Annotated in this window: 17 protein-coding genes; 10 read left to right on the top strand and 7 right to left on the bottom strand. The window is 46.1% G+C overall.

Features of this window, described 5'->3' with window-relative positions:
• Positions 1 to 86: 86 nt before the first annotated feature.
• Positions 87 to 899: a class I SAM-dependent methyltransferase gene (locus tag KVT36_RS11330; protein WP_217603603.1), complete on the bottom strand. Its 813-nt coding sequence runs from the start codon at positions 897 to 899 to the stop codon at positions 87 to 89.
• 276 nt (positions 900 to 1,175) lie between these two features.
• On the opposite strand from KVT36_RS11330, the gene KVT36_RS11325 reads away from it, so the two are divergent.
• From KVT36_RS11325 to KVT36_RS11310, 4 genes are all read left to right on the top strand, one after another.
• Positions 1,176 to 1,478 (top strand): hypothetical protein, encoded by a 303-nt coding sequence (locus KVT36_RS11325; protein ID WP_217603602.1) that lies wholly within the window; start codon positions 1,176 to 1,178, stop codon positions 1,476 to 1,478.
• A 222-nt stretch (positions 1,479 to 1,700) separates the two neighbouring features.
• Positions 1,701 to 3,032, top strand: coding sequence for a TolC family protein (locus tag KVT36_RS11320; RefSeq protein ID WP_217603601.1), 1,332 nt, complete (start codon positions 1,701 to 1,703; stop codon positions 3,030 to 3,032).
• Between the two features lie 6 nt (positions 3,033 to 3,038).
• Complete coding sequence (locus tag KVT36_RS11315; RefSeq protein WP_217603600.1) at positions 3,039 to 4,097, top strand: efflux RND transporter periplasmic adaptor subunit; 1,059 nt, start codon at positions 3,039 to 3,041, stop codon at positions 4,095 to 4,097.
• Positions 4,098 to 4,108: 11 nt separating this feature from the next.
• Positions 4,109 to 7,210: an efflux RND transporter permease subunit gene (locus KVT36_RS11310; RefSeq protein ID WP_217603599.1), complete on the top strand. Its 3,102-nt coding sequence runs from the start codon at positions 4,109 to 4,111 to the stop codon at positions 7,208 to 7,210.
• Positions 7,211 to 7,302: 92 nt separating this feature from the next.
• Here KVT36_RS11310 and KVT36_RS11305 read toward each other — a convergent pair whose 3' ends face one another.
• Together KVT36_RS11305 and KVT36_RS11300 are read right to left on the bottom strand one after the other, a co-directional pair.
• Positions 7,303 to 8,028 carry a LytTR family DNA-binding domain-containing protein gene (locus KVT36_RS11305; RefSeq protein ID WP_217603598.1) on the bottom strand — a complete coding sequence of 242 codons (726 nt, stop codon included), beginning with the start codon at positions 8,026 to 8,028 and terminating at the stop codon, positions 7,303 to 7,305.
• Positions 8,025 to 8,789: a sensor histidine kinase gene (locus KVT36_RS11300; protein ID WP_217603597.1), complete on the bottom strand. Its 765-nt coding sequence runs from the start codon at positions 8,787 to 8,789 to the stop codon at positions 8,025 to 8,027. The genes KVT36_RS11305 and KVT36_RS11300 overlap by 4 nt, the downstream gene beginning before the upstream one ends.
• 585 nt (positions 8,790 to 9,374) lie before the next feature.
• Here KVT36_RS11300 and KVT36_RS11295 point away from each other — a divergent pair.
• On the top strand, positions 9,375 to 10,397 hold the full coding sequence (locus KVT36_RS11295; RefSeq protein ID WP_217603596.1) for a DUF6268 family outer membrane beta-barrel protein: 1,023 nt from the start codon (positions 9,375 to 9,377) through the stop codon (positions 10,395 to 10,397).
• Between the two features lie 8 nt (positions 10,398 to 10,405).
• Positions 10,406 to 10,627 carry a hypothetical protein gene (locus tag KVT36_RS11290; RefSeq protein WP_217603595.1) on the top strand — a complete coding sequence of 74 codons (222 nt, stop codon included), beginning with the start codon at positions 10,406 to 10,408 and terminating at the stop codon, positions 10,625 to 10,627.
• 2 nt (positions 10,628 to 10,629) lie between these two features.
• On the opposite strand, the gene KVT36_RS11285 is transcribed toward KVT36_RS11290, so the two are convergent.
• Positions 10,630 to 11,031 carry a helix-turn-helix domain-containing protein gene (locus tag KVT36_RS11285; protein ID WP_217603594.1) on the bottom strand — a complete coding sequence of 134 codons (402 nt, stop codon included), beginning with the start codon at positions 11,029 to 11,031 and terminating at the stop codon, positions 10,630 to 10,632.
• A gap of 40 nt (positions 11,032 to 11,071) precedes the next feature.
• On the opposite strand from KVT36_RS11285, the gene KVT36_RS11280 reads away from it, so the two are divergent.
• A complete protein-coding gene (locus KVT36_RS11280; protein ID WP_217603593.1) occupies positions 11,072 to 11,536 on the top strand; it encodes a DUF3291 domain-containing protein in 465 nt (154 codons plus the stop codon).
• Positions 11,537 to 11,614: 78 nt separating this feature from the next.
• Here the strand turns inward: KVT36_RS11280 and KVT36_RS11275 are convergent, their stop codons facing one another.
• Positions 11,615 to 12,097, bottom strand: a complete 483-nt coding sequence (locus KVT36_RS11275) for a DoxX family protein (protein WP_217603592.1) — start codon at positions 12,095 to 12,097, stop codon at positions 11,615 to 11,617.
• Between the two features lie 89 nt (positions 12,098 to 12,186).
• Complete coding sequence (locus tag KVT36_RS11270; protein ID WP_217603591.1) at positions 12,187 to 12,609, bottom strand: hypothetical protein; 423 nt, start codon at positions 12,607 to 12,609, stop codon at positions 12,187 to 12,189.
• Between the two features lie 375 nt (positions 12,610 to 12,984).
• Here KVT36_RS11270 and KVT36_RS11265 point away from each other — a divergent pair, with 375 nt between their 5' ends.
• On the top strand, positions 12,985 to 15,039 hold the full coding sequence (locus tag KVT36_RS11265) for a GxGYxYP domain-containing protein (protein ID WP_217603590.1): 2,055 nt from the start codon (positions 12,985 to 12,987) through the stop codon (positions 15,037 to 15,039).
• A 25-nt stretch (positions 15,040 to 15,064) separates the two neighbouring features.
• On the opposite strand, the gene KVT36_RS11260 is transcribed toward KVT36_RS11265, so the two are convergent.
• On the bottom strand, positions 15,065 to 15,955 hold the full coding sequence (locus tag KVT36_RS11260) for an AraC family transcriptional regulator (protein WP_217603589.1): 891 nt from the start codon (positions 15,953 to 15,955) through the stop codon (positions 15,065 to 15,067).
• A 296-nt stretch (positions 15,956 to 16,251) separates the two neighbouring features.
• Here KVT36_RS11260 and KVT36_RS11255 point away from each other — a divergent pair, with 296 nt between their 5' ends.
• Positions 16,252 to 19,341 (top strand): TonB-dependent receptor, encoded by a 3,090-nt coding sequence (locus KVT36_RS11255; RefSeq protein ID WP_217603588.1) that lies wholly within the window; start codon positions 16,252 to 16,254, stop codon positions 19,339 to 19,341.
• A gap of 17 nt (positions 19,342 to 19,358) precedes the next feature.
• The gene (locus tag KVT36_RS11250) at positions 19,359 to 20,870 is read left to right on the top strand and encodes a RagB/SusD family nutrient uptake outer membrane protein (RefSeq protein WP_217603587.1); all 1,512 of its coding nucleotides are present in this window, start codon (positions 19,359 to 19,361) and stop codon (positions 20,868 to 20,870) included.
• Positions 20,871 to 20,877: the final 7 nt, after the last annotated feature.

Genomic DNA, 20,877 nt, shown 5'->3' with positions numbered 1-20,877 from the left:
TACCCTTTGAATAAACCGTTTTTTTTTATGATGATGGCCTTACCGGCCGAACGCAAATATCTGACCTGAATTTCTCCTTTTTAGGCTCAGCAGCTAACCGTTACCTTTAAAAAAGTAACCGGAATAGATGTAGTATTCCCTGCCCCGCTTTTGTTCTGACTGTTAAACAAAGCTTCTAATTCAGCCTGCAGCTCTGAGGCCTTGCCATTTTTTTCAGCAGCTTCAAAAGCATTCATAGTAGGACCGTAATAGTCCCTGAAATTTTTAACAAATTCCGCAGGTGAATAGGGAGCATTAAATGTAAAAGTTTCTTTAGAAAAGCTAATGTTCTCCTTTGTTATACCAGCGCTGTTAAATCGTTCAATCACATTGCTCTCCACACCCCATAACATGGGGCTTACAAAACCTTCCGGCGGCGGCGGTGTATAGGCGGAGCTGATCTTTAGGATCTGTGCTACCAGTGTCGGATCTCCCGGGATCCAGTTTCCCATAACTATTCTTCCGCCCGGGCGTGTAACACGCACCATTTCCCTGGCAACATCAAAAGGTTTTGGTGCGAACATAACGCCAAAAAAGCTCATGACCAGGTCAAAGCTATGATCTGCCAGCATATGCAGGTCAGTGGCATCGCCTTCCTGGATGGTGCAATTGCTAAGCCCTTCTTTCTTAATCCGGTTGTTTCCTGCCTCTACGAGATTCGCTGCAATGTCAACGCCTGAAACCTCTGCGCCCAGTCTTGCTGCCGGTATGGCCGTAGTGCCGTCTCCACAACCGAGATCAAGCACCTTAAGCCCGGGTTTAATTCCCAGGTCAGCTACCAGCGCATCACCGCTTTCCCGCATGGTTTCAGCGATACGGGTAAAATCACCCTTTTCCCACAAAGTTTTGTTTGGATTCATTGTAATGTAATTTTGGAGTTAATAATTCCGGAGTTAAATAAGATCTATTGGCAAGTATGGAATTTGTCCCTTGTTTAGTATCTATGCTACATTTTGTACGATCTAAGTTATACCATAAAATTAACTCAAACCAAACTATTTAAGATCTTTTCATGGTGAGTTGTTAAAAAACCTTTAAAAGTGGCACAGCTGAACCTTAAAATTACCTTATAACTTTCGCAACAAATCTATAGGATCAAGGCTTTCTGTAACTTTCCGCTTTAATTCAGGCGTGTTATGGCGAATGGAAGCAAATCACCGCATATCCTCAATACATCTACGAACCTGCTGGGCTTTTGTTTAATAGTGCTCACCTCTATCAAAGTCATGCATTTTAATAATGGTACCCTCATTGATGATAGTACCGGGGTTGCCGCGCTGTTATTAATGGCCAGCTGCCTGCTTTCGTTCCTGTCCATGCGTGCGGATCATGAGCGAAAGAGCGAACAGCTGGAAAAGGTGGCAGATTATGTTTTCCTGGTTGGGCTGATCTGCGTCAGTGTTACAACCGTGCTGGTATCTTTTAACCTCATTTCATAGTCTCCCCTCTCCTGCTTATTCTTCAATGCGCAGCTGCTCCTATATTGTGCCGTTCCCTCCCCCGAAATAAATAGGTAGAAGCCTGAATATGGTTTGTATAAGAAAGAACTGGGTTCGTATAATAAGCAAAATACCGATCCCTGCACCAGCTACTTTTGGCCCGTCTAACTAAAACAACCGCTATTTCAGCGGTTGTAAAAGTAGGATGAGCAAGAAGATCATATGAACCGGAAAATCATTGTACTATTCTTATTCAGCTTTGCATTAAAGGCTAATGCCCAGGATAACTGGACCTTAAAACAATGCATTGATTATGGCCTGAAGAATAACCGTAACAACACCATTTATGCCAATGAAAAGCGGGCAGCTGATGCAAAGACAAAGGAGGCGCTGGCCGATTACCTGCCGCGGATAAGCCTCACCTCTACGCTGGACAACAATCTTAAGCTGCAGCAAACGGTGATCCCCGCAGGGATCTTTGGGCCTAATGATGTAAAGGTATCCTTAAGCAAGCAATATAGCAGCAACGCTACTGCGCAGCTGGACCAGGTGATCTATGACCAATCCATGCTTACCGGCCTGAAAGCCAGTAAATACAACCGGCAGCAGGCAGACCTTAACATACAGCAAAGCCAGGAAGCCATCATTTATAACATCAGCACGGCCTGGTTCCAGATCTTCGTATACCGGCAACAGTTAGAGCTCCTGCAGGTCAATAAAGACACCTATGAAAAGCAGATAGCCATATACCGTTTGCAGGTAAGTAAAGGCATCGCATTGCAAAAAGACCAGGATAAAGTTACCGTTGACTATAACAATACTATTTCCCAGATCCGTGTGGCAGAAAGTAACCTGCAGCTGGCGCAAAATGAGCTAAAATATGAAATGGGTTACCCTATTAATGAGCCGCTTGCAGTAGATACTTCAGCAGGCGTAAAAATCCCCGCAGCACTCCCTGAAGATAGTGCCGGAACTTTTTCTCCGGCATCACGGGTTGATTACAGGCTCGCCCAGGTGAACATACAGGCGCTGCAAATAGAGCAGGCCCGTATAAGGGCAGAAGCGCTCCCTAAGCTAACCGCCTACGCCCGCTATGGTGCGGTTGGCTTTGGCAATAACCTGAAGGAATCCTATAGTACCCTGCTGCCGTTTTCCGCCGTAGGCTTAAAGCTCAGCATTCCCATTCTCGATTTCTATAAACGTAATGCCCAATACAAGCAGGCAGAGATTAACCGTATTAATGCAGAAGAAAAGCTAAAGCTGTCTGAAGGACAGTATAAAATGGAATATGGGAACAACCGCACCAGGCTCCTGCAGGCGCAGGCCAACGTGGAAAATGACCAGCGGAATATTGCCCTGGCAGAATCGGTGCTGAAGGTCACGGACCTCCAGTTCCAAAAAGGTATCACTGACCTTACTGACTGGCTGAATACGCAACACTCGCTCAGGGAAGCACAGAACAGCTACCTGAGCTCCCTGTACAATTATTACCTGGCTAAGATAGACCTTGAAAAGGCAGCAGGAACATTGAAAACCTTTTATAATTCACTTTAAAGCGCCATGAAACAAAAACTTATAGTAACCCTGGTATGTATCGGTATAACCGGGATGATCGTACTCAAACTGTTTTCCAATAAAAGGAAGATCAATGAGAAGAACCAGCCGGTATCTGTAGAAAATATCCGTATACCCGTAACCGTTGCAACCGCTACGGACAGCATACAACAGGTAAGCATCTTAAAAACCGGCATACTGGCTCCTTTTAAAGAGGCAAAGGTTTTATCGGTAAGCAGCGGAAATGTGCAGCACCTGCGCTTTAGCCTGGGCGACAATGTACGCCAGGGGCAAACGCTGGCGGTTATTGATTCCCGGTTGCTGCAGCTTGACCTGCAAAAATCGGCATCCAATGTGGCCAGGCTTCGCAGCGATCTGCTAACCTATTCTGAATTGCTGACAGGTAATGCTGCAACCCGGGAAAAGGTAGATGAGATCCGCCAGAACTATAATGATGCAGTGAACCAGTCGTCACAGCTGGAAAGGCAGATAGCCGATGCCAGCATCAAAGCACCCACCAGCGGTATTATTGGCGTTAAATCCGTTGAAGAAGGCATGTATGTAAGCGCCGGTACAGAAATAGCTACTATAGTAAACCTCTCTCAATTAAAAGTGCAGGTAAACCTTACCGAAACAGAAGTATACCAGGTAGCGCTGGGTGAAAAGATCAGGCTCACAACAGATGTTTATCCAGATAAGTCATTTTCAGGCACCGTTACTTTTATTAGTCCGCAGGCTAACCAGGCCTACAACTACCTGGTAGAGATCACCGCGGGCAATGATAAAGATGCCCCTTTACGTTCCGGCACTTCTGTTTATGCCGACTTCTCGAGAAAAACATCCCAAAAGATCCTGCTGATCCCGCGGGAGGCATTGAATGCAAGCACACAGGATGCTTCCGTATACGTGGTAAAAGATGGCAAAGCCGTTTTACGCAAAATAAAAGCCGGTAATGAATACGGCAGCTATATCCAGGTTATTGACGGCCTGCAGCCCGGTGAGCAGGTGATCACTTCCGGGCAGATCAATCTAAAAGATGGTTCTTTAATCAATGTCTCAAAATAAAGATCAGGAGTATGTCATTAACCGAAATTGCCATAAAGAGGCCATTATTACTCATAGTTATATTTACAGTCCTGGCTCTTTTCGGGGTGCAGTGTTACTTTAGCCTGAACTATAACCTGCTTCCCAAAATAGAAGTACCTACTGTTTCTGTAAGCACCCTTTATCCCGGCGCCGCAGCAGCGGAAGTGCAGACAACTGTTACCAAAAAGCTGGAAGATGCTTTTTCTTCTGTTGAGGGGCTTGACCAGATCAGCTCCACTTCCCAGGAAAGCGTTTCCATTATCACTATCTCTTTTAAAAATGGTACAGACATAGATAAGGCGGAACGTGATGTGCAGCGTAGGGCAGACCAAACCATTAACGACCTTCCTGATGATGCCGAAAGACCCCAGGTAAACAAAGTGAACCCGGAACAAACTCCGGTTATCAAAGCCGGCGTAACCGCTAACATGCCTCCCCGCAACCTGTACGATTTCGTAGACAACCAGCTTAGACCAGTGTTGCAAAATGTGCCGGGTGTAGGCCAGGTAAATATCATTGGCGGCGATGAGCGCGAGATCCAGGTTAACATTAACCAGGAAAAATTACATTCCTATGGTCTTTCTATTACACAAACAACACAGGCTGTTAGTAATGCCAATCTTTCATTTCCCGCAGGCAGCATTGAAACAAAGAACCAACAGCTCTCCATACGTTACGATGCCAATGTTAGCTCACTGGATCAGCTGCGTAATCTTATCATAAAACAAGCTCCCGGCCAGGGCGCCATCTATCTCAGGGATATTGCGGAAGTGGTGGACGCCACGGCCCAAACCACGGCTATCAATCATATTAACGGGATCCCCTCCATTGGTATACAGATCATCAAACAAACAGATGCCAATGCGGTGGATGTGAGCGCCGGGGTTAAAAAAACATTTACACGCATAGCGGAACAATACAGATCCCGGGATCTGAAATTCAATATTTCATCAGATCAGAGCATTTATACATTACATTCTGCAAACGCCGTAATAGTAGACCTGGGCCTGGCCATTCTGATTGTAGGAGTTGTAATGCTGGCTTTCCTGCACAGTATGAGGAGTTCCATGTTTGTACTGTTGGCGTTACCTTCATCCATTGTCCCCACTTTTATTGCCATGTACCTCTTGGGTTTTTCCCTGAACCTGATGACCTTAATGGCTATGTCTTTGGTAGTAGGTATCCTGGTGGATGATTCCATTGTTGTGCTGGAAAATATCTATCGCCATATGGAAATGGGCGCAGACAAGCGGAAAGCGGCCCTGGAAGGCCGTAATGAAATAGGTTTTACCGCCCTTTCCATCACCCTGGTGGATGTGGTGGTGTTCCTGCCGCTGGCGCTGGCCGGGGGAATGATCGGCTCCATACTCCGGGAATTTTCCCTGGTGGTGGTATTCTCAACCCTTATGAGCCTCTTTGTTTCATTTACCATCACACCCCTGCTGGTAAGCCGTTTCGGTAAGCTGGAAGCGCTGAAGAAAAATACGCTCTGGGGAAAGCTCAACCTGGGTTTTGAGTACTTTCTTAATAACCTAAAAGAATGTTATGGGAAGCTGCTGGAAATAGTGCTCCATAAAAAAAGATGGCTTTTGTCAGGTACTTTGCTGCTGATCATCGGGGCCATAGCACTGATACCCACAGGTTTTATAGGCGCTTCATTTATCCCGAAAACAGACCAGAGTGACCTGATCATCAATATGGAGCTGGAACCAACGGCCACCATCTATAAAACCAACATGCTTGCGCAGCAGGCCGAAAAAATAATTATGCAGCAGCCTGAAGTTGAAAAAGTATTTTCCAGCATCGGGTTTGTGAGTGGAAGTGTAGCCGGTACCAGCAGCAATGCCAATCTTGCAGAGCTTACCTTAACGCTGGTAGACAAGAAAAACCGCCACTTATCCGCAGAAGAATTTGGCACATACATGCAGCAAAAACTAAGCGCCGCTATCACCGGTGTTAAGTTCACCGCATCAGCAACCTCCATAACCGGAAGTGTGAGCAGCGCACCCATACAGGTGGCCATAAAGGGCGTAGACCTCAAAGAGGTACGCCAGGTGGCGGAAGCCTATCAGAAAATAATAACAGCAGTACCGGGCACACAGTTCGTAAAGCTCTCCGTTAAGGACGAAAAACCTGAGATAGATATTAAGCTGAACCGGGAAAAAATGAGCCTGCTGGGCCTCAATGCCAGCCAGGTAGGCGCTTCGCTTCAAAATTCTTTTAGCGGAAATGATCAAAGCCAGTATAAACAGGCGGGCAATGAGTACAATATTCTCGTTAGCCTGGACAAGTTTAACCGCTCTGATGTCAAGAACGTGCGTAACCTGCCCTTTGTTAACGCCGATGGACAAACGATCTTACTGAGCCAGTTTGCAGAAATAACAGAAGCCCTTGGGGAAACTACCCTGCAGCGTATAGACCGCCTGGGATCCATTACCGTACAGGCCAATGTGGCGGGGCGGCCTACCGGAACTGTTACCAGTGAGATCAAGGAGAAAGCCAGGTCTGTAAAAGTTCCGGATGGCATTAGTGTAGCCTACCTGGGTGATTCCAAAAACCAGGGCGATGCTTTTGGCAGCCTGGGGCTGGCGCTGCTTACCGCTATTATCCTCGTATATCTTATTATGGTGGCGCTCTATGAAAATGCTGTGTATCCCTTTGTGGTGCTGTTCTCCATACCAGTAGCCCTTATCGGGGCATTGTTAGCCCTGGCGCTAACGATGGAGACGCTGAACATTTTTACCATTATCGGGATCATTATGTTGTTGGGGCTTGTTTCAAAAAATGCCATCCTGATCGTAGACTTTACCAATAAGCTGAAAGAGGAAGGTTATAGTGTAAAAGAAGCCCTGGTAGAAGCAGGTAAGGAAAGGTTGCGGCCTATATTAATGACCACCCTGGCCATGGTATTTGGTATGCTGCCCATAGCCATTGCAAGCGGCGCTGCATCTGAGATCAAGAACGGTATGGCCTGGGTAATTATCGGCGGGCTTACCAGCTCCATGATCCTTACCCTGTTTGTAGTGCCGAGTATGTATTTCATTATAGATGGCTTAATAGCAAAAAGCGTAAAGCAGAAAGCACAAGCATAGAACAGAGAGCAAGGAACAAAACAGAAAGCACAAGGCACAAGGCATAAGACAAAAAAGCAGAAAGTCATTACAATGGCTTTCTGCTTTACGTTTTACTCCTCCGGATTAAGCGAGCCTCCTGAATAAACCGCAAAAAAGTCCTTTCTGTATACATCTCCCAAAGGAATTTCAGTTGTCCCGAGGTAAATATTGCGATGATCAAATGAATCTATATAGTTTATGTTCACCACGTACGACTTACTGACCCGTAGAAAAAGGCGTGCAGGCATCTTTTGGTGAATGGTCTTTAAATTCATGGCTGTAATAAGCTTCTGGCTGCCGGTATAGATCACCACATAATCTTTTAGTCCTTCTATAAACCTGATATCGCCAAAATTGATCCTGTGAAACCTCCGGTCTGATTTAACCAGTAAAAAATCGGCGGTATTAGCCTCTATAACATTCTTCTCCGTATCATCTGAAAGCAGCTTTTTGTAGATCTCTGCTTTATGGATCGCTTTTTCCAGCCGGGCTTTTTCTATGGGTTTCAGCAGGTAGTCGATAGCATCCAGCTCATAGCTTTTTAATGCATACTGCGGATAGGCCGTTGTGAAAATGGTCAGGGTTTGCCGGGGCAATTGCGCCGCAAACTCCAGCCCTGTAACCATCGGCATTTCAATATCCAGGAAAATGAGGTCTGCTTCGTTCTCTTTTAAAAAATTCAGGGCAGTGGGCGCATTGGAAAACTTCCCCAGTATTTCTATCCGGGATACCTCTTTTATCATTGCCTGCATTTCTTCCCTTGCCAGCGGCTCATCATCTACAATAATACAGTTCATATGGGTATAGTTAATTGGGTGTTATAGGTGGTGGTGGTGGAGCTGATCTCAAGTACATAGTTATCACCGTATAAAAGCTCCAGCCGTCTTTTTATATTTGCCAGCCCCAGCCCGCGGTTCTTCTCATCTGAAAGTATATAACCGGGATCTTTTGAATTAACGCAGCTGAAGCAAAGCTTATCTTCATTTATCCCGAATGTAATATTGATATAGGACGCTGCCCCGCTGATGTCCACGCTATGTTTTACGGCATTTTCTATAAAGATGGTGAACAGGCTGGGAGGTAAAAAGATCCTGTTAAGGGTTGAAGGGTCAATCTTTGTGCTGATGTTAACGGAAAGGTTATCTCTTCTGAGCTTTTCCAGGTCCAGGAAGTTCGACAAAAAATTAAGCTCTGACCGCAGCAGTATTTTTTCATCGTTGTTCTCATAAAGCTGGTAGCGCAGGAACTCAGAGAGCTTCATAATAACCAGGTTCGCTTTATCAGGATCCGTGCGCACCAGCGCCTTAATTCCATTCAGCATGTTAAAGAGGAAATGCGGGCTCACCTGGTTCCGTAATTCACTTAGCTCCATGGTTAAAGTAATATTCCGCAGCTCTGCCATCCTTTCACTATCCCGCATCCACCGCTGGAACAGCTTGATCATAGTGGATACCAGCGTGATCGATACCAGTATAATGGTGCCCTCGTAAGATCCCCGCACAAAGCGGGTTTCCCGGCGGTGAGCCGCTAATTGCTCCGGGGTAAAAATTGCATCCATTGCATAGGACAATGGTATTTCACACGCCACTACCAATAATACCAGAAGCGCCAGGTAAATAAGGTATTGTCCTTTAAAAAAAAACCTTGGCACAAGGATAGTCATGTTGAAATAACACATGAATGTCAGGGCCCCATACGCAAAAAACACCCTGTGATACCTGTAAGCGCCGGCTTCTTCTGAGAATTCGCTGGAAAATAAAAGAACAACCATCATTCCCGTCAATAGCACAACATGGCGTAACAGTCTGTAGCGATCGTCAACGATCAGCCGTATAATTTTTGTATTCCCTGGCTCCAGGTGATCGTTTTTCATGATACTTTAAGAAGAATTTAACTTTAACAAAGATAAAGCGATCTATCCCTGCAGCAATGGCAAATTATACGAAACCCCGCTGCTGTTATACCAAATCTTACCCTAAAAAGGCTTTAGTATAAAATGTAACCCGTTTGGTATAAAAACAAAAAACGGCGATCGTATTATTCCTTCCTTTGTTTTGTGTAGTACTGCAAAACGTTCTCACAACCTGTACAGCATTTATACAATAATTTTTTCCGGCCTTAATCAAACCTTAAAACAAAGGACATGAACATTAGAAAAAGGGTAGTAGTAACAAAGGGTATGCTGATCTTATCTGTAGCATCTTTTTCGCAAACAAGGGACAGCATTCCCACAAAAGCACGGGATAGTGTGAATGTACCCAGGCGGGTAGAAACCTATGCCGCCGACAAGTTTGCGATTTCCCGCCCCCTGAATATTGAATTTACTCATACATCGCCCTATAACTATACTTCAAAAAGAGGGGAAGAGCAGCTCCCTGAAAGCAGGGTTACCGGTTTTGAGCAGATAAAGGTGAGCGCAAATATAAACTTCATAAAAAAACAGACCTGGATGCTGGGCGCCACCCTGGGTTACCGGTATACCGCTTTGGAAGCTGATATTACCAAACCGGCGGTAGGCGGCATCATGCCGGTTGACGATGAGTTCCACTACCTTTTTTCATCGCTCAACTTCACCTATTTTTCAAAGCTGTTCAACAAACGGACCATCTATACTTCCAGCATTCTGTTTGACGGCAGCGATAAACATTTTGAAAGGGTTAAAGGCATGTTTACCGGAACCATGATCCTGAAGGCTAACCAGCGTACCAAGCTGATGGTGGGGTTACTCGTTAATATTGACCCCAGCTCTCAAACTCCGGTATTACCTACCTTTTCCTATGAGCATAAATTCAATAATGGCCTGGTTGTAGATATGATCCTTCCAAGAAGCCTGTATCTCAGAAAGTACGTTTTTACCAATGGAAGAATATCATTGGGCACAGAAATAGACAGAACTTCCTTTTACCTGTACAATATAGATGGTACTGATCAACGGTATGAGTACAGGCAATTAGACTTAAATTCAGGATTAATGTACGAGCATGTGATAGCAAAGTATTTCGTGCTCACTGTAAAAACCGGGATGAAAATAACGCCCTCAGGCCGCGTGTTCAGGAAAGAGGATTCATTCGGGGACCCGGTATTCCAGACCACTCCCGACCCGGCTTTTTATTTCAACGCAGGCATCTCCTTTAACCCTTTCACGGTGCTGGGAATAAAAAAGTAAGGCACATCATGATAAAAGTTTTCAAAACAGATGTAGTATATACGGAAAAGGCGAAACATATCGTCCATGATCTTCTGCAAAAATATCCATACCTGTGTATAAACTTTGACCTGGAAGACGCAGACAAGATCATGAGGATTGAAGGAACGTCCTTTAAGGCAGCTGATATCATTCACTGCCTTAAAGAACAGGGTCATTGCTGTGTGGACCTGCCCATTGATTTAGAGTAGTTTTAATCCAGGGTCAGCTCCAGCATTTCTTTTATTGACAGCACATCATCCAGGTTAGCCATCCCCCAGTCCTGCAATTGTTCCAGCAGCGGCAGCAGGGACTTTCCACGGTCAGACAAAGTATATTCTACTTTTTGCAGTTTGTGGTCATGCTGCACGCGTATAATAACATCATCCCGCTCCAGATCTCTCAGGTGCTCCGATAATATTTTCCTGCTGATATTAGGAATGATCCGGTGCAGGTCATTATACCGCATGGGCCTCTCCGCCAGGTAGCAAATAATGCAGGGCTTCCACTTGGAAGCAAACAATTTCAGGGTGGCGATTACAGAACATTGGTGGTTGAATAATGGAGGCGCTGATTTTTTAACCAGTAACCTTTTCGTAACTTCTTGACTGTGCATAAGATCCCATCTAAATTTGCAATTAAATCTACCGAATTTTATGAAATATCAGCTTGCACAATTGAATATAGGCAGAATGCTGGCCCCACTTGACAGCGAGGTAATGAAAGACTTTGTTTCAAACCTGGATGACATTAATGCACTTGCAGAAAACAGTCCGGGGTTTGTGTGGCGTTATACAAGTGAGGGTAATAACGCCACTTCCACCAGGATCTTTGAGGATGACTACCTGATCGTAAACATGTCTGTCTGGACCGATATGGATGCGCTTTTTGATTATGTTTACAAGTCAGCACATGTTGAAATTTTCAAGCGCAAAAAGGAGTGGTTTCAAAAATTAGATGCCATGCACATGGTCATGTGGTATGTACCTGCCGGCAAAATACCTACGGTGCAAGAAGCAGTGGAGCGCCTGGTTTACCTCAGGGAGCATGAAGCAACGCCCTATGCGTTTACATTTAAAAAAGCTTTCCAGGTTAGTGAGTACATATCATCTATAAAATAGTTATAAAATGCACGCTACCTTCCATACCTTAAAAAAGCAGGTGTAGCGTGCAATGATCATTTTACTTTCTGTTATTTTCTAATCAACGCTGCGTGTTTTCCTTTTTACAAGCCAGGCATCAACAGATAAAACTCCCGCACCGGTAATAACCAGGGATACCAAACCAGCAATGTACACCAGGTTTATTTCATATCCCGGAGGGCCAAACACAGGCCCCTGGGGTGTTAATCCGATGGTTTTAACGGAGCTGAAACCGTAGTGAATATGAATGGTGAACATAGCCACCAGCATGGTAACAATAAGCGGTATGGCGGCGATGCTTACAAAAAGCCCCAGGAAAATGGCCAATCCACCCAGGAGCTCTGTTAAGATCGAGAGCCAGGCCATCATATGAGGAAAAGGAACACCAATCTGGGATAATAGCTTCTCAAAACCCGCCGGCCCCCGGCTTAATTTTGCCCAGCCATGGGCCATAAATCCCAAACCGATCACTAACCGTAAAAATAAAGGAGCCAGCTGCCGGTAGTTCTTACCAGCTATTGAAAAAGTGTTGTTAAGCATGTTTGATAATTTTTAAGTACACGATACTAAACAGCCCAAGGCTTATTCAGAAGCCTGAACAATAGATCCATAAGATATTAAGGCTGGTATCAGATTAAAAACACGCTGTTCCTGAGATAAATGGGAATGGGATTGATCCTGAAGGCAGGAGGACTGCAAAACCGGTGAATGATCTTTTTAAAAAGATCAAAACACGTAAGAAAAGCTATAAAAAGAACCGTGGTTAAAGCGGTAGGAATATTATTGGAAATACGCTCAGGCGAAGGAACGATCCTGCTAAAGCTGGGGCCTGCACACATATCGTGCGCAGTGATCTTTGTGCCCCCTGTACTTTTTTGTTCTGCATGCCCTTTTTTGAGATAGGAGAAAAGCGCATTCCTGACCGGGCAGGAGCTGAGCACTAAAAAGATCAATACCAGCATCAGGCTTGTAAATGAATGCAGGCTTTGACGGATCTTTCCAGGTCCTGTTATTAACTGTGCAGCACGCGATCTTTTCTTATAATAGTACATGCTTATGGTTGGTTGCAGGTATACATTACCCATCAAAACTAGGAAAATAAAATTGTAACAGGCTACCGCTTAAAAAATACCCGTACCAATCAGCCCTTTCACCCTGCGCCTGCCACACTGCTGCAGTGTGAAACCTCAGGATAAAATTTCAATTACAAATTTTAATACTTATTTTTATAAGACCTTGCTCACCGTAAAGGAATGAACCGGCCCTTACGGTACGCTATTGAAAACCTTCATACAATCATTTACGCCAGTTATGATTGTGTAAAACCGTATTCTCTTGCCCTTCTGCCGGATAGATCGTACATACCATACAATAATTCCACTCCGGAAAAGAACGGTGTTATTAACCAATTACTTAACCTTCAACCCATGTGTAAACCAATTAGCCCTCTTACTAAGATTGCAGCACTGCTGTTACCCTTGCTTCAATTGTTCATCATGCCATCCATGGGCCAGGTAACCTGGCCGGCTACCCAGCTTCTGCCCTCCTTTCCTGCAACCGCGCAAACGCAGGACCTGATCATTCTCCGGGAAACCACCTCGCGCTGGGAAGGTGAAGGCTCTTCGCTGGGCCACCATACCGGCCGCTTAGAAACGGATGGCTGGCTTTGCCAAACCGGGATCGATGCGCCTAATGAGCATATGATCTTTGGCCCCTATGATACCAATACGCCGGCCGGCCCTAATGTAGCGGAGTTCCGCATGAAGATCGATAACAACACTGCAAACGACGATTCTGTGGTGGATATTGATGTAAGAAATGCTACGACCGGCCAGATCCTTGCCGCGCAAACCATTACCCGCAGGCAGTTCCCCATAGCCTCCAACTACACCAGCTTTACGCTGCCCTTTACAATGCCGGCAGCTAATCAATCACTTGAGCTGCGCATCTATTGGCGGGGAGCGGCTTATATAAAGGTAGACTGGGTTGGCCTGCAGCAAAACAACTCCTCCGCCGAAATGTACCTGTTTGCTTCGCTGAAAGGCATTGTTAACAGAACACAACCGCGTATCTTTTCTTATGAAGGAGATGCATTTGCAGAAGGGCAATACACCTGGCTGCAGTCATTAGGTTTAAGCTGGTCTGAGCCTGCAGACAAATGGGACCTGATCACTAAATACCGCAGTGAATTATCCGGGTTAATTGTTTACGATCCGGCACAGATCCACACCGTTAACCTGGCAACCGTGCTGGCCAAAGACAGGAAAGCCCTCATAGCCTCGCCGGATTTGCTGTCAAGGCTAACCTCCGCCCCCTATAATTTACCGGTGCTGCTGGATCTGCGCGGGCAGTATAGCAGTAAGCTGCAGGTATACCAGGCAATTTATAATACTTACTGGCCCAATATTGATCACCGTTTATTAATAGGGTTAAACCCGGAGGTGCATAAAGCGGCCATGCGGGAATATGCTACTGCATTGGGCGCCGCAGTTATATGGCTGGATCCCAATGTAGCAGCTGAAAGCACCTTGCTGAACAGCTTTTTATCCTCCATGCCGGCGGGCGCCAACTACATGGGCTGGTGGCCGGAAGAAGCCCCTGGGGTACAAAGGGCCTCCAGCTATGGCATTGCAACCGTTGCAAGTGACTGGGCTACCAACCTCACGGTGCATAGCGGTATGCCCAGAACCGTAAATCTTAAACCGATGCCTCCGAAACCGGCCCTGCAGAATAAGATCTACGTGGCTTTTATATTAAGTGATGGCGATAACTTACAGTATGTAGAGCACCTTATGCGTAAGCTGTGGAGCAATCCTGACCGTGGCGCAGTTCCCATAGGATGGACCCTCTCCCCCGCCATGCTGGATGCCATGCCCGGGGCGCTCAATTACTTATGGCAAAGCTCCACCAATAATGACAACCTGATCTCCGGGCCCTCCGGTTACGGTTACGCCTATCCCAACAGCTGGCCCTCTCAAAGCTCGCTGAACCAGTTTGTGGCTAAAACGGAAGACTATAACAAGCGTGCGGGCTTTAGGGTTATTACCATTTGGAATACTATTACCGGCGGTATAAATCAAAATGTTGGGGAAACCTTTGCCAGTTATGCGCCAACAACGCTTGGCCTTACTGCCCAGAATACAGGCGGCGGGCTTACCATTTACAATAACAGCCTGCCGGGCATGGCGCTTTCCTGCAATTACTGCACAAATGAGCAGGCCATGAAAGATCATATTGCCTCTGCTGCTGCCGGGTGGAATGGCAGCTCACCACGTTTCATTATCATACAGGCGCAGCCCTGGCAGGATGTAACGCCTACCAGCTTTAAGAACGTGGCTAATTCGCTTAATGCAGATTATATAGTAGTGCGCCCGGATCATATTTTTCAGCTGATCCGTGAAGCCAATGGCCTTCCCACTGATCCGGGGCCTGTGCCTTTGGTGAAGCTATTGCAGACCACAGGCACGCACGCCGGCAGGTAAGCACATACAGGCCTGTTCCCTGACTTTATGCCGTAGCCGGATCATAGTTCCGCTTACGATATTCTGTAGGGCGCAGGCCTGTTTTTTCTTTAAAGATCTTGGAGAAATAAAAGCTCGACTCAAAATTAAGCGCTATTGAAATTTCTTTAACAGGCACATTGCTGTTGCTCAGCAGGTCTTTAGCCTTTTCAATTTTCAGCTGCAGGTAATACTGGCCCGGCGATAGCCCCGTGTAATTCTTAAATAGTTTTCTGAACCAGGAATAACCCACATTCAATTCCTGCGCAGCCTGTTCCGGTGAGTAGGGATTGCTGATGTTTGACCGGAATAACAGTCTTGACCGGTTGATGATATTTTCCGCTTCCTTGTTTTCAGCAGTACTTTGCTTTAGGGCAGCATGACAAGCCCCTATCAAATGCAGCACCGCGCCCGATACCAGGGGCTGATAACCGGATCTTTCCTCCCTGGTTTTTTCAATAATGCAATTATAGATATTGAAAATGCTGTCATTAAAACCAATATAAAGGCATGGATTATCGGGCCGCAGGTAACCTGATGTTACCAGGTTGTCAATAATATCTCCTTTTATACCCACCCAGTACTCATCCCAGCCGGTATGGCTATCCGGTTTGTAGCGGTGCCTTTCATTCGGGAACAGCATAATGATAGTTCCGGCCTTAATAATGGTTTGTTTATAGCTATCGGATTCAAAAATACCCTGCCCGTTGGTAATATATATTACCTGGTACTCCTGCAAAACGCGCCAGCTGTTCCAGTTAAAGTTATGATGTGCCGGATGATCTTTAAAAGGGTAATCGTTCGTGGCTTCAATATGCGTGCACCCAGCATTTAAAACCGTTAATCCCCAGCTCTCATCTTCTTTACTAACCGGAAGATATTTATAATAATTGACCATAACACCCCGGTATTATAAATGTATAACATGCTCAAAGGCCCAGGCAGCCACCGTTGCCCGGTACCTGATAAAGCTAATAATGATTTCTGAAGTGACAAGTAAAAATATCAAAAAGTGCAGGCGATTTATCAAATTGTTGATGCTCACTATCCTACTTTTAATACGCTGAATATTTGTTCATAAACAGATCCTCTTTCCACGCATCGCAACCAAATACAAATGATACATATAGTTACGGGGCAATCGCCAATTATCCAGGCCTGATCCATTATTCATTATTAATCTAAAACTACGTTATGCAAAGTAAATTTTTACTTAATACAGGTAAAATGCTGACGGCGCTGCTAGCCGCGCTATTATTTTATCTGCCTTCCACGGCACAAACACCATTCGTACTATCGGCTAATGTGGTGGATTCAGTAAGCGCCGAACCCATCTTAGGCGCATTTGTTATGATCGTGGGTACTCATACCGGTACACAAACAGATACCAAAGGCCATTTTAATCTGAACGTTACTAAAGGAGCCACCCTTTCCATCAAATGCATGGGTTATAATGAGCGGCGGATTGTTGTGGGAGATAGCGGCCCTATAGTGGTTAAAATGACGGCAACATCCGAAAGCCTGAAAGAGGTGGTGGTGCTGGCTTATGGCGCGCAGCGCAAAGCCGATATTACAGCAGCCATTTCACAGGTAGATCTTACTAAGTCGCAGGGAATACCGGCATCCAATATAGGCCGCCTTTTACAAGGACAGGCGCCGGGCGTTGTAGCCAAGCAAACCACCGGCCAGCCGGGGCGTGAGCTGCAGGTGGAGATCCGCGGTAACAGCTCATTGGGCGCAACCAGCGACCCGCTTTATGTGGTAGACGGTTTCCCGGTAGGTACCAGTGTGGGCAACTCTTTAAACTCAAACGATATTGAAAGCATCACCGTATTAAAAGATGCCGCATCCACTTCGGTTTATGGATCAAGAGGCGCCAATGGCGTAGTGCTCATCACCACCAAAAGCGGTAAAAAAGATGGTTATAAATTAACCGTTAGCAGCAATACCGGCATGGCCAATGTGCCCGGTTCCAGGCGGGTACATGTGCTCAACGGCCCCGATTTTGCCCAGTTCCAGAAAGATGTATTTTCTGATAAGATCCGGTATTTCCAGCACCGGGAGCCGCGGCCTGACGAAATTCCGGAAGACTTCAGGAACCCGGAACAAACCACTACTTCTACCGACTGGTATAAAGAGATCCTGAACCAGAACGCGCTGTTTAATGATTATAACATCTCACTCACCAACGGTTCTGAAAAATCAAGCTCCTATATCTCTATGGGTTACCTGGATCAGCAGGGATCGCTGATCAATACAAATTTCACCAGGGTAACCGCAAGGGCCAACCTGGATGGCAGGCCCAATAAATTCATAAACTTTGGCCTGCACCTTTCCAGCGCTTACTCATGGGCTAAGAACAGCGATGCCATTGCAGGAGGTTTTGGCAGCAACATTGTTGACCAGGCACTGTTAATGGATCCCAGGGAACCGGTATACAATGAAGACGGCTCTTTTAACAGCTACATTGGCGGGCATGATAATATTTTCGGGTTCCCCAACCCGGTACAGCGTTTACAGCAGGAGCTGCATAAGCAATACAAAGCCAATCTTACCGGCAATGCTTACATTGATATTAAACCAATAAAGAACATCACCATCCGTACAAACCTGAACGGGATGTTTGATAATATGCGCAATCATGATTTCACCCCGTCAGGCGTAGCCGGCTTTAACAGCGCCCCGCCACGTTTGGCCACCGGCGGTGAATATTATTATAATACCCTGAATTATGGAATGGATAACCTGGTCACCTATAGCCCGCAGTTTAAAGACCATAAGCTGGAGCTGACCGTGGGTCACATCTTCCAGAAGAATACGCTCAATACCGGCAATGCCACAGGCAACCAGTATCCTGACGACCTGGTGGAGTATGTTTCTGCAGCCAACCAGCGAGATGGCAGCTCCGGCATGGAAGCATTTACCATCGAAAGCTTTTTGTCCAGGATTAACTATTCCTTTAAAGGTAAATACCTTTTAACAGCCGCTTTTAACCGCGAGGCCAGCTCCCGTTTCGGCAGCAATAACCGCTGGGGAAGCTTTCCCTCTGCATCCGTGGGCTGGCGCATTTCGCAGGAGAAGTTTTTTCCTAAAACCAAATGGCTGGATGACCTGAAGCTGAGGGCCAGCTATGGTATTACCGGTAATAACAATATTGGTAACTATACCTCGCAGGCAAACATCAATACCAGCAACTATGTGATCGGCAATACAGTAGTACCGGGTGCCACTATCGGCTCGTTCCCGAACGTTAACCTGGGCTGGGAACAGTCAAAACAATTGGATATTGGTGTAGACCTGAGCGTATTGCAGGGAAAGATCACTTTCACCGGCGAGTACTACCGCAAGCTTACCACCAATATGCTGCTAAATGTGGAAGTGCCGGCTGTTGCAGGTTTCGGCAACATCATCACCAACATTGGCAAGCTGCAGAATAAAGGCGTTGAATTTGGCGTAAACTACCGCGACCGGTTTGGCGATGTTACTTTCAATACCGGTTTCAACATGTCATTTAACCGCAATAAGGTATTAGCTATAGACGGCGACCGGAACTCACTGTTAACAGGCGCTTTTTATGATGGTTATAACATTAGCCAGGTGGGCCAGCCTATTGGTATGTTCTATGGCTTCCAGGTGCTGGGTATTTACCAGAACCAGGCGCAGATAGATGCTTCACCGCATAACCCGAACAATATTCCCGGCACCTACCAGTATTTTGATGGGAATGGCGATGGTGTGATCTCTTATGATACACAGGATATGGTGGTGATCGGTAACCCCAACCCCAGGTATACCTGGGGCTGGAACTGGAACGCCGGTTACAAACGTTTTGACCTGAGCATGCTGCTGAACGGATCACAGGGCGGGCAGTTATACCGCGCCGTTGAAATGAACCTGGCCAATATAGATGGTGTGTTTAACGTGCTTACTGATGTAAAGGACCGCTGGAGGTCAGAGCAGCAGCCAGGTACCGGCAAATGGCCCGGATCAAATACCTACTACTTTACCCGCGAATCAAATTCAAAATATGTGTACAGCGGCAGCTATATGTGGATCAAGAACATAACCCTGGGCTACACCATACCGCGGATCAGGAATACTTTTGATGCCAAAGTTTTTCTAAGTGTTGATAATGCATTCCTGTTCACCAGCTACCCGGGCAATAACCCCGAGGTGAACGCAGCAAGGACCAACAATAGCAACGATGTAATAAGCCCGGGCAGGGACGGCGAATCATATCCTGTTCCAAGAACTATATCCATCGGCACACGGATTAACTTTTAATCTTAAAACTGAACGTCATGAAAAATTTATATAAAATATCCATACTGCTGGGCCTTTTGGCTACCGCATCATCCTGTAAAAAATCATTTCTGGATCTGTCGGATCCTACCAAAAAGAACGCTGATAAATTTTATAAGGATGAAGACCAGGTAAAACAGGCTGTTAGCGGTGCATACAGCTCACTGCAGGATCATGTGAACAGCCAGTATATTTTTGCTGAAATGTCGTCAGACAACACCACCATCCAGCTAAACCCATCAGACAGGGGGCAAACGGACCGTGTGGAGGCTTTTGAATTCTGGAACGTAACCGCCACCAATGTAAACATTGCGGATATGTACAATCAATCGTACAACGCCCTTTACAACATCAACTTTGCATTGGCAAAAATTGAAGGCGTTACCGCTATCAGCGATGCTAAAAAGGCCCAGTATAAAGGTGAGCTGCAGTTTATGCGTGCTTATTATTACTTTAACCTGGTGCGTTACTTTGGCGGGGTAGTGTTAATTACTGAGCCCTTAGCCAACTCGTCCGACGCATTTAAAACAGCCCGTGCAACAGAAGCAGAAGTGTATGCGCAGATCATTAAAGACCTTACGGAAGCAGCTAACAGCCTGCCCGAAAAAAGCGCTTATGCTGCTGCGGATCTTGGCAGGGCATCAAAAGGTTCCGCATTAGGCTTATTGGGCAAAGTTTATCTGACCATGAAAGACTATGCGAAAGCTGAAAGTACGCTCCGGGAAGTATTAACGCTGGGGTACTCGCTTGTTGCAAACTATGCGGATGTATTTGCCATCAACAATAAGAATAACATTGAATCCTTATTTGAAGTGCAGTACCAGGGCGGCAATAACCTGGGTGAGTGGAGCAGCTTCATTTATACATTTGCTCCAAGAAATTCTGAAGGCGCTGTAACAGGTTTCCCTACCAGCCGCCCCGCGGGCTGGAACATCCCAACCAGGAACATTATCAGTGAGTTTGAGGCGAATGATCAACGCAAGGCAGTAGCTTTAAAAGAAGGTTATACAAATGCAGCAGGTACCTTTGTGGCCATTCCTTTTGTAAATAAATACAATCACCCGCACACCATTGAAGGCCGTACAGACGATAACTGGCCGGTGCTCAGGTATGCCGATGTATTACTGATGCTGGCCGAAGCCATTAATGAACAACGGGGCCCGGGCGATGCATACCAGTATCTTAACCAGGTAAGAAGAAGGGCCGGCCTTGCCGACCGGACGGCATTAAGCCAGGAGAGCTTCCGCACAGCGATCCGGCATGAGCGCCGGGTAGAGCTGGCATTTGAAAATGACCGTTGGTTTGATCTGAAACGCGCTTTCACCAGCACACAGATGGCAGCCATTTTAAATGCCCACGGGCAGGCGGAAAAAGCATCGCCCACAGTAGACAGGGGCGGTGTACCCTTCACCGCTAACGATTATAAGTTTGATGAATATGAAGCGCTGTACCCGATTCCTGACAGGCAGCTTTTCCTGGATGAGAACCTTAAACAAAATCCCGGTTATTAAATCCCCC

The sequence above is a fragment of the Chitinophaga sp. GbtcB8 genome, from assembly GCF_019091455.1.
Lineage (GTDB): Bacteria > Bacteroidota > Bacteroidia > Chitinophagales > Chitinophagaceae > Chitinophaga.
The sequence above is the reverse complement of the archived record's forward strand: the minus strand, read 5'-3'. Positions and strand labels throughout refer to the sequence as shown.

Coding starts and splice junctions, on each gene's coding strand:
- KVT36_RS11295 (WP_217603596.1), top strand. CDS start 9,375: ATGAACATTAGAAAAAGGGTAGTAGTAACAAAGGGTATGCTGATCTTA.
- KVT36_RS11265 (WP_217603590.1), top strand. CDS start 12,985: ATGTGTAAACCAATTAGCCCTCTTACTAAGATTGCAGCACTGCTGTTA.
- KVT36_RS11255 (WP_217603588.1), top strand. CDS start 16,252: ATGCAAAGTAAATTTTTACTTAATACAGGTAAAATGCTGACGGCGCTG.
- KVT36_RS11300 (WP_217603597.1), bottom strand. CDS start 8,789: ATGGATGCAATTTTTACCCCGGAGCAATTAGCGGCTCACCGCCGGGAA.
- KVT36_RS11275 (WP_217603592.1), bottom strand. CDS start 12,097: ATGCTTAACAACACTTTTTCAATAGCTGGTAAGAACTACCGGCAGCTG.
- KVT36_RS11325 (WP_217603602.1), top strand. CDS start 1,176: ATGGCGAATGGAAGCAAATCACCGCATATCCTCAATACATCTACGAAC.
- KVT36_RS11260 (WP_217603589.1), bottom strand. CDS start 15,955: ATGGTCAATTATTATAAATATCTTCCGGTTAGTAAAGAAGATGAGAGC.
- KVT36_RS11320 (WP_217603601.1), top strand. CDS start 1,701: ATGAACCGGAAAATCATTGTACTATTCTTATTCAGCTTTGCATTAAAG.
- KVT36_RS11290 (WP_217603595.1), top strand. CDS start 10,406: ATGATAAAAGTTTTCAAAACAGATGTAGTATATACGGAAAAGGCGAAA.
- KVT36_RS11310 (WP_217603599.1), top strand. CDS start 4,109: ATGTCATTAACCGAAATTGCCATAAAGAGGCCATTATTACTCATAGTT.
- KVT36_RS11285 (WP_217603594.1), bottom strand. CDS start 11,031: ATGCACAGTCAAGAAGTTACGAAAAGGTTACTGGTTAAAAAATCAGCG.
- KVT36_RS11270 (WP_217603591.1), bottom strand. CDS start 12,609: ATGTACTATTATAAGAAAAGATCGCGTGCTGCACAGTTAATAACAGGA.
- KVT36_RS11250 (WP_217603587.1), top strand. CDS start 19,359: ATGAAAAATTTATATAAAATATCCATACTGCTGGGCCTTTTGGCTACC.
- KVT36_RS11280 (WP_217603593.1), top strand. CDS start 11,072: ATGAAATATCAGCTTGCACAATTGAATATAGGCAGAATGCTGGCCCCA.
- KVT36_RS11305 (WP_217603598.1), bottom strand. CDS start 8,028: ATGAACTGTATTATTGTAGATGATGAGCCGCTGGCAAGGGAAGAAATG.
- KVT36_RS11330 (WP_217603603.1), bottom strand. CDS start 899: ATGAATCCAAACAAAACTTTGTGGGAAAAGGGTGATTTTACCCGTATC.
- KVT36_RS11315 (WP_217603600.1), top strand. CDS start 3,039: ATGAAACAAAAACTTATAGTAACCCTGGTATGTATCGGTATAACCGGG.